General features: G+C 53.1%; 21 protein-coding genes and 1 other annotated feature. Of the genes, 7 read left to right on the plus strand and 14 right to left on the minus strand.

Going from position 1 to position 20,285, the window contains the following annotated elements:
* Positions 1-190: 190 nt before the first annotated feature.
* The 3 genes from clpB to rluD form a co-directional block, all read right to left on the minus strand.
* A complete protein-coding gene (clpB, locus tag IBT54_RS24220) occupies positions 191-2,776 on the minus strand; it encodes an ATP-dependent chaperone ClpB (RefSeq protein WP_201253244.1) in 2,586 nt (861 codons plus the stop codon).
* Positions 2,777-2,890: 114 nt separating this feature from the next.
* Positions 2,891-3,619 carry a purine nucleoside phosphorylase YfiH gene (yfiH, locus tag IBT54_RS24225; RefSeq protein WP_013358809.1) on the minus strand — a complete coding sequence of 243 codons (729 nt, stop codon included), beginning with the start codon at positions 3,617-3,619 and terminating at the stop codon, positions 2,891-2,893.
* Complete coding sequence (gene rluD / locus IBT54_RS24230; RefSeq protein WP_013358810.1) at positions 3,619-4,596, minus strand: 23S rRNA pseudouridine(1911/1915/1917) synthase RluD; 978 nt, start codon at positions 4,594-4,596, stop codon at positions 3,619-3,621. The genes yfiH and rluD overlap by 1 nt, the downstream gene beginning before the upstream one ends.
* A 129-nt stretch (positions 4,597-4,725) precedes the next feature.
* On the opposite strand from rluD, the gene bamD reads away from it, so the two are divergent.
* The 4 genes from bamD to pheA all read left to right on the plus strand — a co-directional run bounded on the left by bamD (position 4,726) and on the right by pheA (position 7,473).
* Positions 4,726-5,457, plus strand: coding sequence for an outer membrane protein assembly factor BamD (bamD, locus tag IBT54_RS24235; protein ID WP_009086788.1), 732 nt, complete (start codon positions 4,726-4,728; stop codon positions 5,455-5,457).
* A 281-nt stretch (positions 5,458-5,738) separates the two neighbouring features.
* The gene (gene raiA, locus IBT54_RS24240; protein ID WP_013358812.1) at positions 5,739-6,074 is read left to right on the plus strand and encodes a ribosome-associated translation inhibitor RaiA; all 336 of its coding nucleotides are present in this window, start codon (positions 5,739-5,741) and stop codon (positions 6,072-6,074) included.
* Between the two features lie 88 nt (positions 6,075-6,162).
* Positions 6,163-6,287 (plus strand) — a sequence feature (Phe leader region).
* The gene (gene pheL / locus IBT54_RS24245; protein ID WP_187507180.1) at positions 6,164-6,211 is read left to right on the plus strand and encodes a pheA operon leader peptide PheL; all 48 of its coding nucleotides are present in this window, start codon (positions 6,164-6,166) and stop codon (positions 6,209-6,211) included. (Overlaps the previous feature by 48 nt.)
* A 22-nt stretch (positions 6,288-6,309) precedes the next feature.
* Positions 6,310-7,473, plus strand: a complete 1,164-nt coding sequence (pheA, locus tag IBT54_RS24250) for a bifunctional chorismate mutase/prephenate dehydratase (RefSeq protein WP_013358813.1) — start codon at positions 6,310-6,312, stop codon at positions 7,471-7,473.
* Between the two features lie 41 nt (positions 7,474-7,514).
* On the opposite strand, the gene tyrA is transcribed toward pheA, so the two are convergent.
* Together tyrA and IBT54_RS24260 are read right to left on the minus strand one after the other, a co-directional pair.
* On the minus strand, positions 7,515-8,636 hold the full coding sequence (gene tyrA, locus IBT54_RS24255) for a bifunctional chorismate mutase/prephenate dehydrogenase (RefSeq protein ID WP_201253245.1): 1,122 nt from the start codon (positions 8,634-8,636) through the stop codon (positions 7,515-7,517).
* 5 nt (positions 8,637-8,641) lie between these two features.
* Positions 8,642-9,721, minus strand: a complete 1,080-nt coding sequence (locus IBT54_RS24260; RefSeq protein ID WP_201253246.1) for a 3-deoxy-7-phosphoheptulonate synthase — start codon at positions 9,719-9,721, stop codon at positions 8,642-8,644.
* Between the two features lie 288 nt (positions 9,722-10,009).
* On the opposite strand from IBT54_RS24260, the gene IBT54_RS24265 reads away from it, so the two are divergent.
* Positions 10,010-10,546: a GNAT family N-acetyltransferase gene (locus tag IBT54_RS24265; protein WP_201253247.1), complete on the plus strand. Its 537-nt coding sequence runs from the start codon at positions 10,010-10,012 to the stop codon at positions 10,544-10,546.
* A 97-nt stretch (positions 10,547-10,643) separates the two neighbouring features.
* On the opposite strand, the gene rplS is transcribed toward IBT54_RS24265, so the two are convergent.
* The 5 genes from rplS to ffh form a co-directional block, all read right to left on the minus strand.
* Positions 10,644-10,991, minus strand: coding sequence for a 50S ribosomal protein L19 (gene rplS / locus IBT54_RS24270; protein ID WP_003849035.1), 348 nt, complete (start codon positions 10,989-10,991; stop codon positions 10,644-10,646).
* A gap of 42 nt (positions 10,992-11,033) precedes the next feature.
* Complete coding sequence (gene trmD / locus IBT54_RS24275) at positions 11,034-11,798, minus strand: tRNA (guanosine(37)-N1)-methyltransferase TrmD (protein WP_013358817.1); 765 nt, start codon at positions 11,796-11,798, stop codon at positions 11,034-11,036.
* A 35-nt stretch (positions 11,799-11,833) separates the two neighbouring features.
* On the minus strand, positions 11,834-12,382 hold the full coding sequence (gene rimM, locus IBT54_RS24280; protein WP_013358818.1) for a ribosome maturation factor RimM: 549 nt from the start codon (positions 12,380-12,382) through the stop codon (positions 11,834-11,836).
* A gap of 18 nt (positions 12,383-12,400) precedes the next feature.
* The gene (rpsP, locus tag IBT54_RS24285) at positions 12,401-12,649 is read right to left on the minus strand and encodes a 30S ribosomal protein S16 (RefSeq protein WP_003849041.1); all 249 of its coding nucleotides are present in this window, start codon (positions 12,647-12,649) and stop codon (positions 12,401-12,403) included.
* 141 nt (positions 12,650-12,790) lie between these two features.
* A complete protein-coding gene (gene ffh, locus IBT54_RS24290) occupies positions 12,791-14,152 on the minus strand; it encodes a signal recognition particle protein (protein ID WP_013358819.1) in 1,362 nt (453 codons plus the stop codon).
* Positions 14,153-14,317: 165 nt separating this feature from the next.
* On the opposite strand from ffh, the gene IBT54_RS24295 reads away from it, so the two are divergent.
* Both IBT54_RS24295 and IBT54_RS24300 read left to right on the plus strand, forming a co-directional pair.
* Entirely contained in the window at positions 14,318-15,118 is an 801-nt protein-coding gene (locus IBT54_RS24295) for an inner membrane protein YpjD (protein ID WP_013358820.1), read from the plus strand.
* Between the two features lie 15 nt (positions 15,119-15,133).
* On the plus strand, positions 15,134-16,420 hold the full coding sequence (locus tag IBT54_RS24300; RefSeq protein WP_013358821.1) for an HlyC/CorC family transporter: 1,287 nt from the start codon (positions 15,134-15,136) through the stop codon (positions 16,418-16,420).
* 61 nt (positions 16,421-16,481) lie between these two features.
* On the opposite strand, the gene luxS is transcribed toward IBT54_RS24300, so the two are convergent.
* The 4 genes from luxS to yqaB form a co-directional block, all read right to left on the minus strand.
* On the minus strand, positions 16,482-16,997 hold the full coding sequence (gene luxS, locus IBT54_RS24305) for an S-ribosylhomocysteine lyase (RefSeq protein WP_003849049.1): 516 nt from the start codon (positions 16,995-16,997) through the stop codon (positions 16,482-16,484).
* 150 nt (positions 16,998-17,147) lie between these two features.
* Complete coding sequence (gshA, locus tag IBT54_RS24310) at positions 17,148-18,755, minus strand: glutamate--cysteine ligase (RefSeq protein WP_201253248.1); 1,608 nt, start codon at positions 18,753-18,755, stop codon at positions 17,148-17,150.
* 31 nt (positions 18,756-18,786) lie between these two features.
* Complete coding sequence (locus IBT54_RS24315; protein ID WP_033783952.1) at positions 18,787-19,215, minus strand: YqaA family protein; 429 nt, start codon at positions 19,213-19,215, stop codon at positions 18,787-18,789.
* Entirely contained in the window at positions 19,212-19,778 is a 567-nt protein-coding gene (gene yqaB / locus IBT54_RS24320; protein ID WP_013358824.1) for a fructose-1-phosphate/6-phosphogluconate phosphatase, read from the minus strand. The genes IBT54_RS24315 and yqaB overlap by 4 nt, the downstream gene beginning before the upstream one ends.
* Positions 19,779-20,285: the final 507 nt, after the last annotated feature.

Consider the following 20,285-nt stretch of genomic DNA (forward strand, 5'->3'; position numbering starts at 1 on the left):
ACCCGTTTCCCGTTGCCGGTGTTCCGTGTCGATGGAGGCGCATTATAGGGAACGGCTCAGATAGCGCAAGTGCAAATGATAACTTTTTTACTGACCGTTCAATTTGCACTCAAAAGGTATGCTAAATAAGCAAAAACCCCGCAAAAGGGCAAAAAAAACGGGCCAGTGGCCCGTTTTTCAACTCACATTATTACTGATGTGCAGTAATGACGTCGTTTTCCACATCCATTTCGATGGTTTTGCCTGGCACCAGCGAACCGGCAAGGATCTGCTGAGCCAGCGGGTTCTCAATCTGCTGCTGTATCGCACGTTTGAGAGGTCGTGCACCATAGACCGGATCATATCCGTTCTCGGCCAGCAGTTTGATCGCATCCTCTGAGATGTGCAGCTGATAACCACGTTCATCCAGACGTTTATACAACCGCTGCAGCTGAATCTGCGCAATAGACGCAATGTGTTTTTCTGCCAGCGGATGGAAGACGACCACTTCATCAATACGGTTGACGAATTCCGGACGGAAATGCTGTCCGACCACACCCATCACAATATCTTTCATTTCCGGGTAGCTGAGATTGCCGAACCGTTCCTGGATTAAATCTGATCCCAGGTTAGAGGTCATGATCACCACACTGTTACGGAAGTCGACCGTACGACCCTGCCCATCCGTCAGACGCCCATCATCCAGCACCTGCAGCAGAATGTTGAAGACATCAGGATGCGCCTTCTCAACTTCATCCAGCAGAATGACCGAATAAGGACGACGACGTACCGCTTCGGTCAGATAACCGCCCTCTTCATAGCCGACATAGCCCGGAGGTGCGCCCACCAGCCGCGACACCGAATGTTTTTCCATAAATTCGGACATGTCGATACGCACCATCGCATCGTCACTGTCGAACAGGAAGTTAGCCAGCGATTTACACAGTTCGGTCTTACCTACCCCGGTAGGTCCCAGGAACAGGAAAGAACCAATTGGCCGGTTAGGATCTGACAGGCCAGCGCGACTACGGCGGATGGCATTGGATACCGCTTCAACCGCTTCATCCTGTCCGATGACCCGGCCGTGCAGATCCTGTTCCATGCGCAGTAACTTATCGCGCTCACCTTGCATCATTCGCGCCACCGGGATACCGGTCCAGCGCGCCAGCACATCCGCAATCTCCACATCCGTTACGCGGTTGCGCAGTAACTTCATGGTTTTGCCTTCCGCCTGGGTCGCTGCGGCTAGCTGTTTTTCCAGTTCCGGAATTTTACCGTACTGCAGTTCTGACATCTGAGCGAGATCGCCCTGACGACGAGCCTGCTCTAAGTTCAGACGCGCCTGCTCAAGTTCAGCTTTAATATTCTGCGTGCCCGACAGCGAAGCTTTCTCAGTCTTCCACTCATCTTCCAGCTCGGCATATTCGCGCTCTTTCTGGTTCAGCTCAGTTTCCAGCATCTCCAGACGTTTGATACTGGCATCATCCGCCTCTTTCTTCAGCGCCTGCTGCTCCAGCTTCAGTTGAATGATGCGGCGCTCAAGACGATCCAGTGACTCCGGCTTCGAGTCCATCTGCATACGAATGCTGGATGCCGCCTCATCAATCAGGTCAATCGCTTTATCCGGCAACTGGCGATCAGCAATGTAACGATGAGACAGCGTCGCCGCTGCGACAATCGCCGGGTCAGTAATCTGCACATGGTGATGCAGTTCGTAACGCTCTTTCAGGCCACGCAGAATAGCGATGGTGTCTTCCACACTCGGCTCAGCCACAAAGACTTTCTGGAAACGACGCTCCAGCGCAGCATCTTTTTCAATGTACTGACGGTACTCATCCAGCGTAGTGGCGCCCACGCAGTGCAGTTCACCACGCGCCAGCGCAGGCTTAAGCATGTTACCGGCGTCCATTGCACCGTCCGCTTTACCGGCGCCTACCATGGTATGAAGTTCGTCAATAAACAGAATGACGTTGCCTTCCTGCTTCGACAGGTCACTCAGCACGCCTTTCAGACGCTCTTCGAATTCACCGCGATATTTCGCCCCGGCCACAAGCGCACCCATATCCAGCGCCAGTACCCTGCGGCCTTTCAGACCTTCAGGGACTTCGCCGTTAATGATGCGCTGCGCCAGCCCTTCGACAATCGCGGTTTTACCCACGCCAGGCTCACCAATCAGCACCGGGTTATTTTTAGTACGGCGCTGCAGAACCTGAATGGTGCGGCGAATCTCTTCGTCGCGGCCGATGACCGGATCGAGTTTGCCCTTCTCGGCACGCTCGGTCAGATCAATAGTGTATTTCTTCAATGCCTGGCGCTGATCTTCAGCCCCCTGATCGTTCACGTTGTCTCCTCCCCGCATCTGTTCAATCGCACTGGTGATTTTTTCGCGCGTTGCGCCCGCTGCTTTAAGCAGATCGGCCAGTGAACCACGAGATTCAAGGGCGGCCAGAACAAATAATTCGGATGAAATAAAGTTATCGTTGCGCTTCTGCGCCAGCTTGTCACACAGGTTTAATACCCGGACGAGGTCAGATGAGGGTTGTACATCCCCTTCGCTGCCTTCAACTTGTGGCAGGCGATCGATGGCCTGCTCAACCTGAACGCGTAAGGGGGTAACGTTGACACCCGCAGAAGTCAGTAAAGGTGAAACCGATCCGCCTTCCTGTTTGAGCAACGCGCTCATCAGGTGCAGAGGTTCAATGAATTGGTTGTCGTGTCCCAGAGCCAGGGACTGCGCGTCGGCGAGAGCCAGCTGAAATTTGTTAGTAAGACGATCCAGACGCATAATTCCTCCCATTACAGGTCAAAATGCTACTGGAGATTAAATGAGGTCATCCCTCAAAAATTTCAAGGTTAATGACCTGAGATTTGAGTAAAAAATACGCTAACTGGACCGTCTTATGGCGTAAGGTTATAACAGCCAGATCAAAGTTGCCATACGCCCGGTGATCCCATCGCGGCGGAAGGAGAAGAAATCGTCGCGCTGCGTAAAGGTACAACGGCTGTCGGCACTGATTGATTTCACGCCTGCAGCCTGCAGTCGCCTACGCGCCAGCAGCCAGATATCAGCGTAAAATTTCTCGCCTGAGGGGCGGAAAGCCTGCACGGCGCGAGGATCCTGAGCCATAAAGGCCTCACGTACTTCTGCACCGACCTCAAATGCATCGGGCCCGATTGCCGGACCCAGCCAGGCATGGATCTGGTCCGGCGGGGAACGAAACTGCGCCAGCGTATTTTCCAGTACACCCGCACACAGTCCGCGCCAGCCTGCATGTGCTGCCGCCACTTCCGTCCCATCCTGCGAACAGAACAGAACCGGGAGGCAGTCAGCGGTCATGATGGCGCAGACGACGCCGGGCTGATCGGTGATACAGGCATCGGCACGTAATGGCGTACCTTCTCCTGCAGCCAGACGCCCAACCTCCGTGCCATGAACCTGATCCAGCCACTGCGGCATCGCAGGCAAGCCCGCCTCTTCAACCAGCAACTGCCGGTTACGCGTTACCGTATCCGGATTATCCCCTACGTGACCGCCGAGATTCAGTGCATCCCAGGGCGATGTGCTGATGCCACCCTGTCGCTGCGTCGAGCAGGCCCGAACGCGTGACGGAGCGGGCCATTGAGGCGTAATCAGATTCATCACCAGTTCATCTGGTCTTTAAATTCTTCGGTGTCTGCTTTTAACGCCGCGATCAGATCAACCATATCCTGCGGAAGCGCCGCATGGAATTCCATTTCAATCCCGCTGATAGGGTGATACAGACGCAGCATGGTAGCGTGCAGAGCCTGACGATCAAAACCGCGCAGCGTAGTGATAAATGCCTCTGATGCGCCTTTTGGCGGACGCGGACGGCCACCATAAAGCGGATCGCCCACCAGCGGATGGCTGATGTGAGACATATGCACACGGATCTGGTGAGTACGACCCGTTTCCAGACGCAGACGCAGACGGGTATGCGCGCGGAAGTGCTCCATGATGCGGTAATGCGTCACCGCCGGCTTACCCATCGGATGAACCGCCATGTGGGTGCGTTTGGTTGAGTGACGGCTGATAGGCTGCTCAACCGTGCCGCCCGCTGTCATATTACCAATCGCGACCGCTTCATATTCACGAGTGATTTCGCGACGTTGCAGCGAGTCCACCAGATGCGTCTGAGCCGGTACAGTTTTCGCCACCACCATTAAACCGGTGGTGTCTTTATCCAGGCGGTGTACGATGCCCGCGCGTGGCACATCCATAATCGCCGGATAGTGATGAAGTAAGGCGTTGAGTACCGTGCCATCCGGGTTACCGGCGCCAGGGTGAACCACAAAGTCGCGTGGTTTGTTGATGACGATGATGTCTTCATCTTCATAAACGATGTCGAGTGGCAGATTTTGCGGTTCCCAGCGCTGTGCCTCTTCGATCTCAGCGTCAATCGCGACCAGCTCGCCGCCCAGCACTTTTTCTTTAGGTGTATCGACCATGACGCCGTTTACTGTTACGCGACGGTCGAGGATCCACTCTTTTATGCGGGAACGTGAATAATCAGGGAACAATTCCGCCAAAGTCTGATCTAAGCGTTGTCCGAGTTGTGATTCGGATACCGTTGCGGTGAGTTGAACTTGTTGTGCCATATACAGCTTCTTCGTTAACGTTGGGTTTTCACGGCGATGCCGTTTAATATAATGTGCTATCGTACCTGGTCATTACCGGGAGCTATACGGACAGCTTCCGCCATAACATTTGAGGATAATCACTTCGTCATGACGCGTATGAAACATCTGGTGGCTGCTGCCACACTGAGCCTGGCACTTGTTGGTTGTTCCGGCTCAAATGACGCGGTACCGGACAGCCCGCCTTCTGAAATCTATGCTACAGCGCAGCAAAAGCTGCAGGACGGTAACTTTAAAGCCGCGATTAAGCAACTGGAAGCGCTGGATAATCGTTATCCGTTCGGTCCTTATTCGCAGCAGGTGCAGCTGGATTTAATCTACGCGTACTATAAAAATGCCGATCTGCCCCTGGCTCAGGCTGCCATTGCCCGCTTTATGCGTCTTAACCCCACACATCCGAACATTGACTATGTCATCTATATGAAAGGTCTGACGGATATGGCGCTGGATGACTCAGCACTGCAGGGCTTCTTTGGTATCGATCGTTCTGACCGCGATCCGACGCACGCTCGTGATGCCTTCCGCGACTTCTCCCAGCTGCTGCGCAGTTACCCGAACAGCCAGTATGCGGCTGATGCTCAGAAACGCCTGGTTTATCTGAAAGACCGCCTGGCGAAATATGAGCTATCAGTGGCGCAATTCTATACTAAGCGTGAGGCGTATGTCGCGGTTGTTAACCGTGTCGAAGGTATGATGCGCGATTATCCGGATACTCAGGCAACACACGATGCGCTGCCGCTGATGGAAAATGCTTACCGCAATCTGCAGCTCAACGCTGAAGCAGACAAAGTGGCCAAAATTATTGCAGCGAACAACAGCTGATAGCCCGATAGTTTTTCAGCCATAAAAAAAGCAGCCTGCGATGGCTGCTTTTTTTTGCTCAAAGAACAGTCAGAAGTGGATCTGATGCCAGCGAGCTAACTCATCAAGCATGCCGTGTTAATCGTTTCGCTTCAAGCCATTTCAGCCAGTTTCTCAGCCTTTCTCACAGAATGTCGTGACTGACAAAAAGTGACATTTTTTCGTGATCGAAATCGCACATTCAACGCTTTTTCACGCTATGCTGAAAAGACCAAGACGGAAATGACAGAGAGGTAAGAACGATGATTCTGAACATTACCAGTAAACAAATGGAAATTACTCCGGCAATCCGAAGCCATGTTGAAGACCGTCTCGCCAAGCTCGAAAAATGGCAAACTGACCTGATTAACCCGCATATTGTCCTGTCCAAAGAGCCCAAAGAATTCGTGGCTGACGCCACCATTAACACACCTAACGGGACTCTGGTGGCCAGCGCCAAGCATGATGATATGTACACCGCGATCAACGATTTGATTGCGAAGCTCGAACGTCAGCTGAATAAAGTTCAGCATAAGTCTGAAGCACGCCGCGCCAGTGCCAGCGTAAAAGATATTATCCCCGCCGACGAAGAGTCCTGAGTTTGTTAACGCGCCTTCGGGCGCGTTTTTTATTGACAGCTTTTAAGCAGTACGGTTACTCTCAGGTCACTCTCTTTTCGGACATTCCCATGAAACTTGATCTGTTTTTCTTCGCTTTCTTTTTTACCTTCCCCTGAACGGGAGGCCATTCGTCGTGTGAAAATGAAAGCGAAGACGAACAACGAAGCCTCCCAACCGGGAGGCTTTTTTATTGGATAGCATACAGGTGAGCCCTATGAATCCCGACAATCCATTGCTGGCGCTACGCGACAAGATCAGCGCAGTGGATAAAAAACTTCTGACGCTGCTGGCCGAGCGTCGTCTGCTGGCAGTGGAAGTCGCGCAAGCGAAACTGGCAACGCATCGCCCGATTCGCGATGTGGAGCGCGAACGTGCGCTGCTGGAGAATCTGATTGTGCTGGGTAAAGCGCACAAACTGGATGCGCACTACATCACCCGCCTGTTCCAGCTGGTCATCGAAGATTCCGTGCTGACTCAGCAGGCACTGCTGCAGAAAAACCTCAACCATCCCCATGCGCATGCCGCCCGCATCGCTTTCCTTGGTCCGAAAGGCTCTTACTCACATCTTGCCGCACGCAACTACGCATCGCGCCATTTCGATAGCATGGTGGAGTGTGGCTGCCTGAAGTTTCACGACATCATCAAGCAAGTGGAAAATGGCGTGGCTGATTACGCCGTAATGCCGATTGAGAATACCAGTTCGGGCTCTATTAACGACGTCTACGATCTGCTGCAACAGACCAGCCTCTCTATCGTGGGCGAATTAACCTTACCTATCGACCACTGCGTGCTGGTGAATGGCCCTACCGATCTGCAGCAGATTGAGACGGTGTACAGCCATCCTCAGCCCTTCCAGCAATGCAGCCAGTTCATTAACCGCTTCCCGCACTGGAAAATCGAATATACCGAGAGTACCGCAGCAGCGATGGAGAAAGTGGCTGCGCTCAACTCCCCTAAGGTGGCAGCGCTGGGCAGTGAAGCAGGCGGCGAGCTCTATCAGTTGCAGGTGCTGGAACGTAATCTGGCCAATCAGCAGCAGAACCATACCCGCTTTATCGTGCTGGCCCGCAAACCAATTGAGGTGTCGGACCAGGTCCCGGCGAAAACCACGCTGATCATGGCAACCGGCCAGCAGGCAGGTGCGCTGGTCGATGCGCTGCTGGTTCTGCGTCAGCACAATCTGATTATGAGCAAGCTGGAGTCCCGCCCGATTAATGGCAATCCGTGGGAAGAGATGTTTTACATTGATGTGCAGGGCAATCTGCAGTCAGAGCGGATGCAGCAGGCGCTTCAGGAACTGCAAACCATGACCCGCTCGCTGAAGGTGCTGGGCTGCTATCCCAGCGAGAATGTGGTGCCAGTTGACCCTGGCGAATAAAAAGAAAAGAAAAAAGGCATCCGATTGGATGCCTTCTTCATTTATGGACGGCTGTCATTGGCCGAACGCAACAGACTGCGGCTTTCAACCAGGAAGCGTTTCGCGTGATCGCCAAACCACTGCTCTACCCGGTTAAAGCTGGCAATAAACGCATGCTTGTCACCCTGCTCCAGCAGGGCTATTGCTTCGCCAAACCGCTGGTAATAGCGTTTGATCAGCGCCAGATTGCTCTCTGAGGACATGATGATATCCGCATAAAGCTGCGGATCCTGCGCGAACAATCGTCCCACCATCGCCAGTTCCAGCCGGTAAATCGGCGACGAGAGCGCCAATAGCTGATCGAGATTGACGTTCTCTTCAGCTAAATGCAGACCATAGGCAAAGGTAGCAAAGTGGCGCAGCGCCTGAATGAACGCCATGTTCTGGTCATGCTCAACCGCGCTGATACGGTGCAGACGCGCACCCCAGACCTGAATCTGCTCCAGGAACCACTGGTAGGCTTCCGGCTGTCGGCCATCACACCAGACCACCACCTGTTTTGCCAGACTGCCGCTGTCCGGGCCAAACATCGGATGCAGACCCAGCACCGGGCCGTTATGAGCGGCCAGCATCGCCTGCAGAGGGCGGTTTTTCACTGACGCCAGATCGACCAGGATACAATCTTCAGGCAGTGGCGGCAGCTGAGCAATGACCTGCTCGGTCAGGTGAATCGGCACACTGATGATCACCATGCCGGCATCACTAAGCAGTGACTCAGCCTGTGGCCAATCCTCTTTATCCAGCGTTTTGACCGTATAGCCTGACAGCCCGAGCATTTTTTCGAACAACCGGCCCATCTGGCCCTTGCCACCGACGATCACCACCGGGCGCAGTTCAGGACAGAGGGTTTTAAAGCCTTTGTCATTTTCGCTGGTATAGGATTCGCGCATCACACGACGCAGCACATCCTCTATCAAATCCGGTGGTACACCGAGCGCCTCAGCCTCTTTGCGACGGGAAGCCAGCATAGACGCTTCCCGTTCAGGGACATAGATAGGTAGTCCGTAACGGCTCTTGACCTCCCCTACTTCCGCTACCAGCTCCAGCCGTTTAGCCAGCAGATCCAGCAGCGCTTTATCAACACTGTCAATTTGATCGCGTAACGCGGTCAGTTCAGCCACCATTGCTCTTACACCTCTTGTGACAGACGCGCCGACAGCACTCCCTGCAGATCCTGATGCATCTCACGCAGCAACGTTTCGGTCACTTCCCAGTTGATGCAGGCATCAGTTACGGAAACGCCATACTTCATTTCGCTGCGTGGCTGTTCAGAAGACTGATTACCCTCATTGATATGGCTTTCCAGCATCAGACCAATGATTGAACGGTTACCGTCTTTGATCTGCGCAATAGCGGATTCCGCTACGCCAGGCTGACGGCTGTAGTCTTTGTTCGAATTGCCATGGCTGCAATCTATCATTAAGGCTGGACGCAGTCCCGCTTTGAGCATCTCTTTTTCACACTGCGCGACATCTTCAGGACCGTAGTTCGGCGCTTTGCCACCACGCAGAATCACGTGACCATCCGGATTGCCCTGCGTCTGCAGCAGGCAGACCTGACCAGCCTGATTGATCCCGACAAAACGGTGCGGCATTGCAGCAGCACGCATGGCGTTGATTGCCGTTCCCAGACTGCCATCGGTGCCGTTTTTAAAGCCGACCGGCATCGACAGGCCCGAGGCCATTTCACGGTGCGTCTGAGATTCTGTCGTCCGTGCGCCAATGGCAGACCAGCTGAACAGGTCGCCCAGGTATTGCGGGCTATTCGGATCCAATGCTTCAGTCGCCAGCGGCAGGCCCATTTCAACCAGGTTCACCAGCAGCTGACGCGCAATGTGCAGACCCACTTCCATATCAAACGAGTTATCCATGTAAGGATCATTAATCAGCCCTTTCCAGCCGACAGTCGTACGAGGCTTTTCAAAATAGACGCGCATCACGATATAAAGCTGATCTTTCAGCTCTTCAGAAAGGGTTTGCAGACGATGAGCATATTCAAGCGCCACTTCAGTATCGTGAATCGAGCAGGGTCCGCACACCACCAGCAGACGCGGATCGCGGCCGGCAATAATGTCAGAGATAGTCTGGCGGGACGCCGCGACCTGCTCCTGCTGTTCAGTAGTCAGTGGAAACTTCGCTTTCAGCTCTTCAGGCGTAATGAGTACCTGTTCACCGGCGATATGCACATTGTTCAGCGCGTCTTTTTGCATGATGGCGATCCTTTAGCTCGTATTAGCTGATTGTGGCTCCTCATTGAGGAATGCAAATACTGTATCACAGGCAATACATAGTGCAATATTATATGTACACATTTATTACCACAGATCAAATACCGCGAAACACACCAATTAAATAACGTTTAAATTCATAATTATAAGTAAATATCACAAAAAACAGCGAGACATCACAATGTAATTATATGTTTACACTTTCGCATGTTGCGTTTCTGCTCCCCGCAGGCAGAATGAAAGAATTATTCTGATGAAACTGAGAGAGTTATGCGCCCATCGCTACAGAAAATTTATCTGCGACCGTTTGAGCTCAGTGACATAGCCGCATTTACTGCTGCGGTTAATGCCTCTCTGGACAGCCTGATCCCCTGGATGGTCTGGGCGCATCACGATTATCAGCCTCAAGAAGCAGAAAGCTGGATTCGCTTTACTCACTGGCAGCGGATGAAGGAGGAAGCAGAAGAGTTTGCGATTGTCGATCAACATGACCGGCTGCTGGGAGGCGCAGGCATACGCTTTGCCCGTCATCCGGGTGACACCAGCGCAATTGGCTACTGGGTTCGCAGTGATGCACAGCGTCAGGGGATCGCGAGCCGCGCGGTAGCAAAGCTGCTGCCGCTCGGATTTTCACGCCCGGAGACACGGGTAATTGAAATTCTGGCCGCTGAGGAAAACCTGGCCAGTCGGGGCGTAGCGGAGAAGTGCGGTGGCCAGTTTATTGGCTGTCGCTATGGCCTGATCGTATTAGAGGCGGGGCCGGTGAATACCGCGATTTATCATTTTCAGCGGCCGGATGCCGGTTAACTGCTGCCATCTGGTTGTCATCAGGACAAAAAAAGGGGCTGGCATCACGCCAACCCCTTGTTTGCTATTAACTTTTAGATGTCGCGTTAGCGATACCTTAGTTAAGACGCTCTTTAATACGAGCAGACTTACCAGTACGCTCACGCAGGTAGTACAGTTTGGCTTTACGCACAGCGCCACGACGTTTAACAGCGATGCTGTCAATGACAGGTGAATGAGTCTGGAATACACGCTCAACGCCTTCGCCGTTAGAAATTTTGCGAACAGTGAATGCAGAGTGCAGACCGCGGTTACGAATAGCGATAACCACGCCCTCGAATGCCTGCAGACGTTTTTTAGAACCTTCAACGACCCATACTTTCACTTCCACAGAATCACCCGGGCGGAAGGAAGGTACGTCCTGTTTCATCTGCTCTTGTTCAATTTGCTTGATAATGTTGCTCATAATTAAATCTCATATCCTGGGTAAACTGATAGTCGGGGAAGATCACTCTTCCACATCATCGTTTTGTTGCTGCTGAGATTCCCGCTGGAACTCATTCAGCAACCTTGCTTGCTCTTCAGTCAGAGCCAGGTTTTCCAGAAGTTCAGGTCTTCTCAGCCAGGTACGGCCTAGCGACTGCTTCAGACGCCAGCGGCGAATATCAGCATGGTTACCTGACAGTAATACTGCCGGGACCTCCACGCCGTCTAACACTTCAGGTCGGGTATAGTGCGGACAATCCAGCAAGCCATCAGAGAACGAATCCTCATCGGCTGACGCCTGCTTGCCGAGTACGCCTGGAATAAACCGGGCAACTGCGTCAATCATCGTCATTGCTGGCAGTTCCCCGCCGCTGAGAACGTAATCACCGATTGACCATTCTTCGTCAATTTCGGAATGAATTACGCGCTCATCAATCCCTTCATAACGGCCACAGACCAGAATTAACTTGTCCCGTGCCGCCAGTTCGCAAACGCCCTGTTGGTCCAGTTTGCGACCCTGAGGTGAAAGATATATCACTCTGGCGCCATCACCTGCCGCTGCTTTCGCTGCGGAGATGGCATCCCGTAAGGGTTGTACCATCATCAGCATTCCCGGTCCGCCGCCGTAAGGACGATCATCCACGGTACGGTGCCGGTCGTGCGTGAAGTCACGAGGACTCCAGCTCTGAATGCTGAGCAGACCGTTTTTTACAGCCCGGCCAGTTACCCCGTAATCGGTAATAGCGCGAAACATTTCTGGAAACAGGCTGATAACACCAATCCACATTGTATTCGCCGTTACGTTACCGTTCGATTCGGAGATCAAAAACCAGGATCCCAATCTACCTCAATGACGCCAGTAGAGAGATCGACTTTCCTGATAACCTGTTCATCAAGAAACGGAATTAACCGCTCCTGAGCACCGAATGCATCTTTCAGGTTTGCCTTAACGACGAGTACGTCGTTCGAGCCGGTTTCCATCATATCGATGACTTTACCCATCTCGTAGCCTTCGAGGTTAACTACCTGGCAGCCCATAAGGTCTTTCCAGTAGTAGTCGCCCTCTTCAAGCGATGGCAACTGCGTCGAGTCAACCTGAATTTCGCAATTGGTTAACTGAGCCGCCGCATCCCGATCGTCAATGCCTTTGACTTTGATGATCAGGTCCTGATTGTGGTGCTTCCAACCTTCCAGTTCGACCTGCTGCCATTTACCGGCGCGCTGGATGAACCAGGGTTGGTAGTTGAAGATGCTTTCAGCGTCTTCAGTGGAGGAAAACACTTTGAGCCAGCCGCGAATACCGTAGGCGGCTCCCATCTTACCCAATACAATCGGGTTAACAGGAGGCTGTGCGGCAAGTTGTCTGCTCATGCTCACCACCGTGACAGATTAAGCTGCTTTCTTAGCTTCTTTGACCAGCGCGTTAACGCGATCAGAGAGTGTTGCGCCCTGGCCAACCCAGTGCTCGATACGGTCCAGATCCAGACGCAGACCTTCAGCCTGACCAGATGCGATCGGGTTGAAGAAACCAACGCGCTCGATGAAACGACCGTTGCGTGCATTGCGGCTGTCAGTAACGACGACCTGATAGAACGGACGCTTTTTAGCGCCGTGACGTGCCAAACGAATTGTTACCATAACATCCTCTTCAGTTAATAAAACACCCGGCCCCCATCGAGGAACGGGGTCCGGGTGCTGTATAAAAAGCCCGAAAATTTTACTCATTTTGGCGAAAAAAGCAACCTAAACCGTGCCTTTCCGGGCTTTTTTGTGGAACGCTTAGCGGCCGGGGAATCCTGGCGGCATCATACCCTTCATGCCGCGCATCATTTTCGCCATACCGCCCTTCTTCATTTTCTTCATCATACGCTGCATGTCGTCGAACTGCTTCAATAAGCGGTTAACGTCCTGCACCTGCATTCCGGAGCCGGTTGCAATGCGGCGCTTGCGCGAGCCTTTGATGATTTCTGGTTTCTCACGCTCTTTGCGCGTCATCGAGTTGATGATGGCTTCCATGCGTACCAGCACTTTGTCATCCATCTGCGATTTCACATTGTCAGGCAACTGTCCCATACCCGGCAGTTTACCCATCAGGCTGGCCATGCCGCCCATGTTGCGCATCTGCTTCAACTGCTCAAGGAAGTCATTGAGATCAAAACCGTCGCCGGTTTTCAGCTTCTTGGCCAGTTTCTCCGCCTGGTCGCGGTCAACCTTGCTTTCGATATCTTCGATCAGTGACAGCACGTCACCCATGCCGAGGATACGTGACGCAATACGGTCAGGATAGAACGGTTCAAGCGCTTCGGTTTTTTCGCCGACACCCATGAATTTAATCGGCTTGCCGGTGATATGGCGAATCGACAGCGCTGCACCACCGCGGGCATCGCCGTCGACCTTGGTCAGGATAACCCCGGTCAGCGGCAGCGCTTCATTAAAGGCTTTCGCCGTGTTTGCGGCATCCTGACCGGTCATGGCATCGACCACAAACAGCGTTTCTACCGGTTTAATCGCGGCATGAACCTGTTTGATTTCGTCCATCATCGCTTCGTCAACGTGCAGACGACCGGCGGTATCCACCAGCAGCACATCGTAGAACTTCAGGCGGGCTTCACGCAGCGCATTGTTAACGATATCGACCGGCTTCTGACTGAGATCGGACGGACAGAAATCCACGCCAACCTGCTGTGCCAGGGTTTCCAGCTGTTTGATTGCCGCCGGACGATAGACGTCGGCAGAAACCACTAAGACTTTCTTCTTATGTTTCTCACGCAGGAACTTACCCAGCTTAGCGACGCTGGTAGTTTTACCGGCACCCTGCAGGCCCGCCATCAGTACTACGGCTGGTGGCTGAGCTGCCAGGTCGAGTGCATTGTTCTCTGCACCCATCGCCGCAACCAGCTCGTTACGAACGATTTTGATGAACTCCTGACCTGGCGTCAGGCTTTTATTCACATCATGGCCGACAGCGCTCTCTTTCACACGGTTGATGAAGTCACGCACCACCGGCAGTGCAACGTCAGCTTCAAGCAGCGCCATGCGCACTTCACGCAGGGTCTCTTTGATGTTCTCTTCAGTCAGCCTTCCGCGGCCGCTGATATTTCGCAGGGTTTGCGACAAACGATCGGTTAAATTATCAAACATGGTCTCTCACTAAAAAAAAGATCGCGAGGTGCCTGATCGGCAGAATGCGGCGGATTATAACACGAAGCCTCGGCGATCTCTGCAATTGCCCCTCAGATCGTTTGGAGCCTGCTTCGGCTGGCGCTATACTGCCTTTTTCCTTATCTGACTGACCTGAAAGGATCTATGTTCGTTTTCGCGATAGTGGCGCTATTCGCCTACTCCTTAAGTCTTGCCCTTATCATTCCCAGCCTGTTGAAACGTAACGGCGGCTGGCGGCGAATGGCGATGTTCTCTGCCTGTGTGGCGCTGGTGACACACGCGGTCGCCCTGCAGCAACGCATATTTGCGGTTGATAGCGGACAGAATTTAAGCCTGCTCAACATTGGCTCGCTGGTGAGCCTGTTGATCTGCGCCATCATGACCATTGTGGCGTCACGCAACCGTGGCTGGCTGCTGCTGCCGATTGTCTACAGCTTCGCGCTGATTAATCTGGCCTTCGCCACCTTCGTCCCCAATGCGTTCATTACCCATCTGGAAACCACGCCAGGCATGATGATCCATATCGGCCTGTCGCTGTTCGCCTATGCGACGCTGATTATTGCCGCGCTCTATGCGCTGCAGCTGGCGTGGATTGATTACCAGCTGAAAAACAAGCGACTGGCATTTACCCAGGATATGCCGCCGCTGCTGACCATCGAACGTAAGATGTTTCACATTACCCAGGTCGGCGTCGTGCTGCTGACGCTGGTGCTCTGTACAGGTCTGTTTTATATGCAGGATCTCTTCAGCGCAGAAAACGTCGATAAAGCCGTACTCTCCATCATTGCGTGGTTTGTTTATATCGTTTTGCTCTGGGGGCACTATCATGAAGGCTGGCGTGGTCGCCGCGTCGTCTGGTTTAACTGTAGCGGTGCGGTGCTGTTAACCATGGCTTACTTCGGCAGTCGCATCCTGCAGCATCTGCTTGTCCCTACCTCTCGTTAAAAAGGAAGTTCTGCGTTGGAGAATGTTTCAACCACCACGCTGATTATTATTCTCTGCGTCATGGTCCTGGTTTCCGCCTGGTTTGCCGGGTCGGAAACCGGAATGATGACGCTTAACCGCTATAAGCTGCGCCATCAGGCAAAAAACGGTAATCGTGCCGCACGCCGGGTGGAGAAGCTGCTGCGTCGTCCTGACCGGCTGCTGAGTCTGGTTTTAATCGGTAACAACCTGGTCAATATTCTGGCCTCCGCCCTTGCCACCATCGTAGGCATGCGTATTCACGGTGATGAAGGCGTCGCAATTGCGACCGGCATCCTGACCTTTGTGGTGCTGGTCTTTGCCGAAGTGCTGCCGAAAACCGTGGCGGCGCTCTATCCCGAGCGCGTCGCCTTTCCCAGCAGCCTGCTGCTGGTCCCGCTGCAATACATCATGCTGCCGCTGGTCTGGCTGCTCAACACCATTACCCGGCTGCTGATGAGAATAGCGGGTATCCGCGCTGACGGTGCCATTAACTCTGCGCTGAGCAAAGAGGAGTTACGTACCATCGTCTATGAATCGCGTAGCCTGATGTCACGCCGTAACCAGGACATGCTGCTCTCTGTGCTCGACCTGGAGAAAGTCAGCGTTGACGACATCATGGTGCCGCGTAATGAGATCGTCGGCATCAACATCAACGATGACTGGAAGTCGGTCGTACGTCAGCTGAGTCACTCGCCACACGGCCGCATCGTGCTGTTCCGGGATTCGCTGGATGACTGCGTCGGCATGCTGCGGGTACGCGAAGCGTGGCGCATGATGACGGAGAAAAAAGAGTTCACCAAAGAGACACTGCTGCGTGCCGCCGATGAGATCTACTACATCCCGGAAGGTACACCGCTGAACACTCAGCTGGTGAAGTTTCAGCGCAATAAAGAGAAAGCGGGCGTGGTGGTGGATGAATATGGCGACATTAAAGGGCTGGTGACGATTGAGGACATTCTGGAGGAGATTGTTGGTGACTTTACCACCTCCATGTCACCGTCGCTGGCAGAAGAAGTAATGCCGCAGAATGATGGCTCGGTGCTGATTGAGGGCAGTGCTAACGTGCGTGAAATCAACAAGGCATTTAACTGGCAGTTGCCAGAGCAGGAAGCCCGCACCATCAACGGCATGCTGCTGGAAGCGCTGGAAGAGATCCCCGCCATCGCCACCCGGGTTCAGATAGGCCACTACAACGTCGATATTCTGGACGTGCAGGATAACATGATCAAACAGGTGCGCATTACGCCAAAGACGCCCCTGAAAAAATCGGTCGGTTCCTGAAGCCATAAAAAAACGCCGCAATCGACAGGATGCGGCGTTTTTTTTAGCAGAGAAGTCCTGACTAGATGTGCAGTTCTTTCAGCTTTTCAGCAGGCAGTTTCAGATCGTCGTTGCGGTTAACGCCGATCTCATGCGCCAGCACATTGCGGGCAATCTGCTGCGCTTCGTCCAGTGAGTGCAGTTTGTAGCTGCCACACTGGTATTCATTCAGCTCAGGGATCTGGTTCTGATCTTTCACTTTCAGAACATCTTCCATCGCCCCTTTCCACGCTTTCGCAACGCGCTGCTCGTCTGGCGTACCAATCAGGCTCATGTAGAAGCCGGTGCGGCAACCCATCGGCGAGATATCGACGATTTCCACACCGTCACCATTCAGGTGGTCACGCATGAATCCGGCAAAGAGATGCTCCAGCGTATGAATGCCACGCTCAGTGAGGATATCAATGTTCGGGCGGCAAAAACGCAGGTCAAAGACGGTAATCGTATCGCCATGCGGAGTCTTCATGGTTTTTGCAACGCGTACTGCCGGTGCGCCCATGATGGTGTGATCAACGGTAAAACTGTCCAGTAGTGGCATACGTCACCTCCTGTTCTGAGAATTTTTTTTAAAACGATGAAACTTTTCTGTTCGCCCAACGTCTGAATATATGAAAGACGCGCATTTGTTATCATCATCCCTGACAACAGAGATGTTAATTTGGCCACATTGATGTGGCCTTTTTCTTTTCTACCCTTCCCGGCTCGCCAGATACGCTTCAAAATCCAGCTTATCATTCGCTTCCAGCTCTTGCTGTGCAGCAACAGATTCCTGCGCCTGACGCGTGAAATCGTCTTCTGTCAGCACTTCCAGCGGCTCTTCGCAGAGCAGATGGCGGTACTGTTCAGCCAGCGCCACGCCCGTTCCGGTGACACCATTGTCCTTCATTACCTGAAGGATGCGCGCCGAGTAGGTTAGCTCAGGATCGTCGAATGATGCTACCAGTTGATCGCAAACCTGCTGATATTCCGTGCTGTCCTGATTATTGCTGTCTAAGACTTCAGCAACGCGACGCAGATCGGCAAACAGGGTCTTGCCTACTTCCACCAGCGAATGCTCCGCATCTCCACAGCCCACAGCAATTTTCTGATCCGGTTTACGCCCTTCCAGCACCACCCGGTTCCAGTTTTTGCGGGTGCACTGCAACTCATCGGCACTCATTTCCGGCGCATCCGCCAGGGTACACCAGATCAGGAACAGGTCGAGGAAGCGAACCTGATTCTCATCAACGCCGATGGCAGAGAACGGGTTGATATCCAGCGAGCGCACTTCAATGTATTCAATGCCGCCACGCAGCAGCGCATCTGAAGGTGCTTCACCCGAGCGTGTCACACGCTTAGGGCGGATTGGCGCATAAAGCTCATTCTCAATCTGCAATACGTTAGTATTGAGCTGCAGCCAGTTACCGTCAGCATCTTTGGTGCCCATCGCCGCATACTCTTCAGATGGCGTTCTGATCGCATTCTTCAGCGCAGTGACATAGCCTTCCAGAGAGTTAAACGTGATGCCCAGTGAGCTCTGCGATTTATTGGTGTAGCCTAAATCGCTCAGACGCAGCGAGGTGGCGTACGGCAGCCACATGGTATCTTTGTCATTGGTTTCGAACGGCAGCGCACTCTCACGGCCCTGCAGGAAGCTGGAGCTGATAGCCGGCGATGCGCCAAACAGATACGGGATCACCCAGCCGAAGCGATAGTAGTTGCGGATCAGCCGCAGGTAGCCCGCTGAGATAGTCTCTTTGCCGCTTTCCTGATCTTTCACGTCAGCCCACTCCTGCCAGAATGAAAGCGGCAGCGAGAAGTTATAGTGAATGCCGGAGATGGTCTGCATCAACGCGCCGTAACGGTTTTTCAGGCCTTCGCGGTAGAGCGTCTTCATCTTGCCGATATTGGAGGTGCCATATTGCGCCAGCTCGATATTGTCCGCGTCGTCAATCTCGCACGGCATACTGAAGGGCCACATGCGTTCATCACCCAGTTCACGGGCAACGTGACGGTGGATATCGCGCAGGAAAGCCAGCATATGATCGATGCTGTGATCCACTGGCGTAATAAATTCCAGCAGTGTTTCGGCAAAGTCAGTGGTGATCCAGTCATGCTTCAGCGCCGAGCCCAGAGATTCAGGGTGGCCGGTTTTTGCCAGATCGCCATTTTCCTGTACACGCAGCGTTTCACGCTCGATGCCACGGCCAATACCTTTCAGGGCATTGGGATGCGCTTCCAGCCAGGAGAGCGCTTTAGATACGTCCGGGATCACATTACCCCCCCGCTGTGATAATAATTTATTTTTGTTCAGCATAATGTTAACCGTAGCCTCGAATCTGTGCGAATCAATGCCACCATTGCATACCCTGTAATGTGGCAGTCGCGATAACGATATAACGCAGTGTTTTGCCGACGGCGAGAAACAGCATCGCAGGTAGCCAGGCGAAACGTAACCAGCCTGCGAGAACGCAGAGCAGATCACCTACCACCGGCAGCCAGCTGAATAACAGTGCTGCAGGTCCCAGTCGGTGCAACCACGTCATTGCTGTGTCATGCCATCGCCCCTGACGTTTTAGCGGCAGCAAGCGACCAATAAGAATGTTGGTTAAGCCGCCCAAGGTGTTTCCCAGGGATGCGGCCAAAAGCAACCCGTAAACTGATGTCTTTTTTGCTATCAATAGTGCTATCAGCAGTGCTTCGGAACTTCCCGGCAGGAGCGTCGCACTCAGAAAACTGCTGCCGAACATCGAGGCATAGGCGAGAACGTCACTCACAGTAAGCGGACATCCACCACGTCCATGCCCGCCGCCTTCGCGGCCTGAATCCCAAAGTCCGCATCCTCGAACACCACACAACGTGCCGGCGCCACACCCAGCAGCTCAGCGCAGCGTAAGAAGGTTTCAGGCTCAGGTTTATGACGCTGAACGTCGTCAGCGCCGACAACTGCTGAGAAGAGCTCACGCACGCCCAGCTGCGTCAGTAACGCCTCTGCCATGCTGTGTTCGCTTCCGGTACCCACCGCCATCGGACGACGCCCGTGATACGCTTTTACCACCTCCATTAATGGCAGTGGCCTGACGTTTTCCAGCAGCATCGCTTTCACAGCAGCCGTTTTTTCTGCAGCAAGAAGATGAGGGTCGAGTGACGACTGATTGGATTCAATGATGAACTGCGCCAGCCGCCAGGCGGGAGCGCCATTGAAGTCGATAATACGCGCTTCATCCAGCGTTAATCCATAACGCGCCAGTACCTGACGCCACGCTTTTCGATGTGTCGGCTCAGTATCAAGAATCGTGCCGTCCATATCGAAAATCAGGGCGTCATATTGATCGTACATTGTCACTCCGGACATTCACCAAATGAGACATTACTTTAGCCTAATGTGGACAGGTTGTCGCCAGGGGGGATGAACAGCAAATGCTTTGAAAGCATTAGCAATTTTTGTTTTCAGATAAAGGTGATCGTGCGCGGCCAGGGATAACCGTACGAATTTGCAGCGATTTTTTAACATTATTTTGGCAGACAGGCGGCGGCGGACGGGCGTGAGCAGCAAAACAGAGAGTGCTGACACGTGAAACAGGCGCTGTAATTCGCTTAAGTCAGAATGATGAATCAGTGAGGCGGGTTAAGCAGAAAAACAGTATGGGTAAAGCCAGAGAGAAACTGCAGGGGTTATAAGGAAACTTGCTTAACTTTGGGTCATGGGCGGTAAATGATGCAAAAGAGTGGTGTCAGGCACAATCTTAGCGATAATCACGCCACGATAAATTGAGGGATTTTTGAAAACTAAAAGATGGTGCATCCAGGAGGATTCGAACCTCCGACCGCTCGGTTCGTAGCCGAG

This window comes from Pantoea sp. S62 (assembly GCF_016658625.1).
In the GTDB taxonomy this organism is placed as follows: Bacteria; Pseudomonadota; Gammaproteobacteria; order Enterobacterales; family Enterobacteriaceae; genus Pantoea; species Pantoea vagans.

Excerpts from the sequence above, each read along its gene's own strand:
- raiA (WP_013358812.1), top strand. The coding sequence starts at position 5,739 with ATGATTCTGAACATTACCAGTAAACAAATGGAAATTACTCCGGCAATC.
- pheA (WP_013358813.1), top strand. The coding sequence starts at position 6,310 with ATGAATCCCGACAATCCATTGCTGGCGCTACGCGACAAGATCAGCGCA.
- IBT54_RS24260 (WP_201253246.1), bottom strand. The coding sequence starts at position 9,721 with ATGCAAAAAGACGCGCTGAACAATGTGCATATCGCCGGTGAACAGGTA.
- yfiH (WP_013358809.1), bottom strand. The coding sequence starts at position 3,619 with ATGAATCTGATTACGCCTCAATGGCCCGCTCCGTCACGCGTTCGGGCC.
- luxS (WP_003849049.1), bottom strand. The coding sequence starts at position 16,997 with ATGCCACTACTGGACAGTTTTACCGTTGATCACACCATCATGGGCGCA.
- rluD (WP_013358810.1), bottom strand. The coding sequence starts at position 4,596 with ATGGCACAACAAGTTCAACTCACCGCAACGGTATCCGAATCACAACTC.
- gshA (WP_201253248.1), bottom strand. The coding sequence starts at position 18,755 with ATGCTGAACAAAAATAAATTATTATCACAGCGGGGGGGTAATGTGATC.
- IBT54_RS24265 (WP_201253247.1), top strand. The coding sequence starts at position 10,010 with ATGCGCCCATCGCTACAGAAAATTTATCTGCGACCGTTTGAGCTCAGT.
- ffh (WP_013358819.1), bottom strand. The coding sequence starts at position 14,152 with ATGTTTGATAATTTAACCGATCGTTTGTCGCAAACCCTGCGAAATATC.
- yqaB (WP_013358824.1), bottom strand. The coding sequence starts at position 19,778 with ATGTACGATCAATATGACGCCCTGATTTTCGATATGGACGGCACGATT.
- bamD (WP_009086788.1), top strand. The coding sequence starts at position 4,726 with ATGACGCGTATGAAACATCTGGTGGCTGCTGCCACACTGAGCCTGGCA.
- clpB (WP_201253244.1), bottom strand. The coding sequence starts at position 2,776 with ATGGGAGGAATTATGCGTCTGGATCGTCTTACTAACAAATTTCAGCTG.
- rplS (WP_003849035.1), bottom strand. The coding sequence starts at position 10,991 with ATGAGCAACATTATCAAGCAAATTGAACAAGAGCAGATGAAACAGGAC.
- IBT54_RS24295 (WP_013358820.1), top strand. The coding sequence starts at position 14,318 with ATGTTCGTTTTCGCGATAGTGGCGCTATTCGCCTACTCCTTAAGTCTT.
- tyrA (WP_201253245.1), bottom strand. The coding sequence starts at position 8,636 with ATGGTGGCTGAACTGACCGCGTTACGCGATCAAATTGACAGTGTTGAT.
- trmD (WP_013358817.1), bottom strand. The coding sequence starts at position 11,798 with ATGTGGATTGGTGTTATCAGCCTGTTTCCAGAAATGTTTCGCGCTATT.
- rpsP (WP_003849041.1), bottom strand. The coding sequence starts at position 12,649 with ATGGTAACAATTCGTTTGGCACGTCACGGCGCTAAAAAGCGTCCGTTC.
- rimM (WP_013358818.1), bottom strand. The coding sequence starts at position 12,382 with ATGAGCAGACAACTTGCCGCACAGCCTCCTGTTAACCCGATTGTATTG.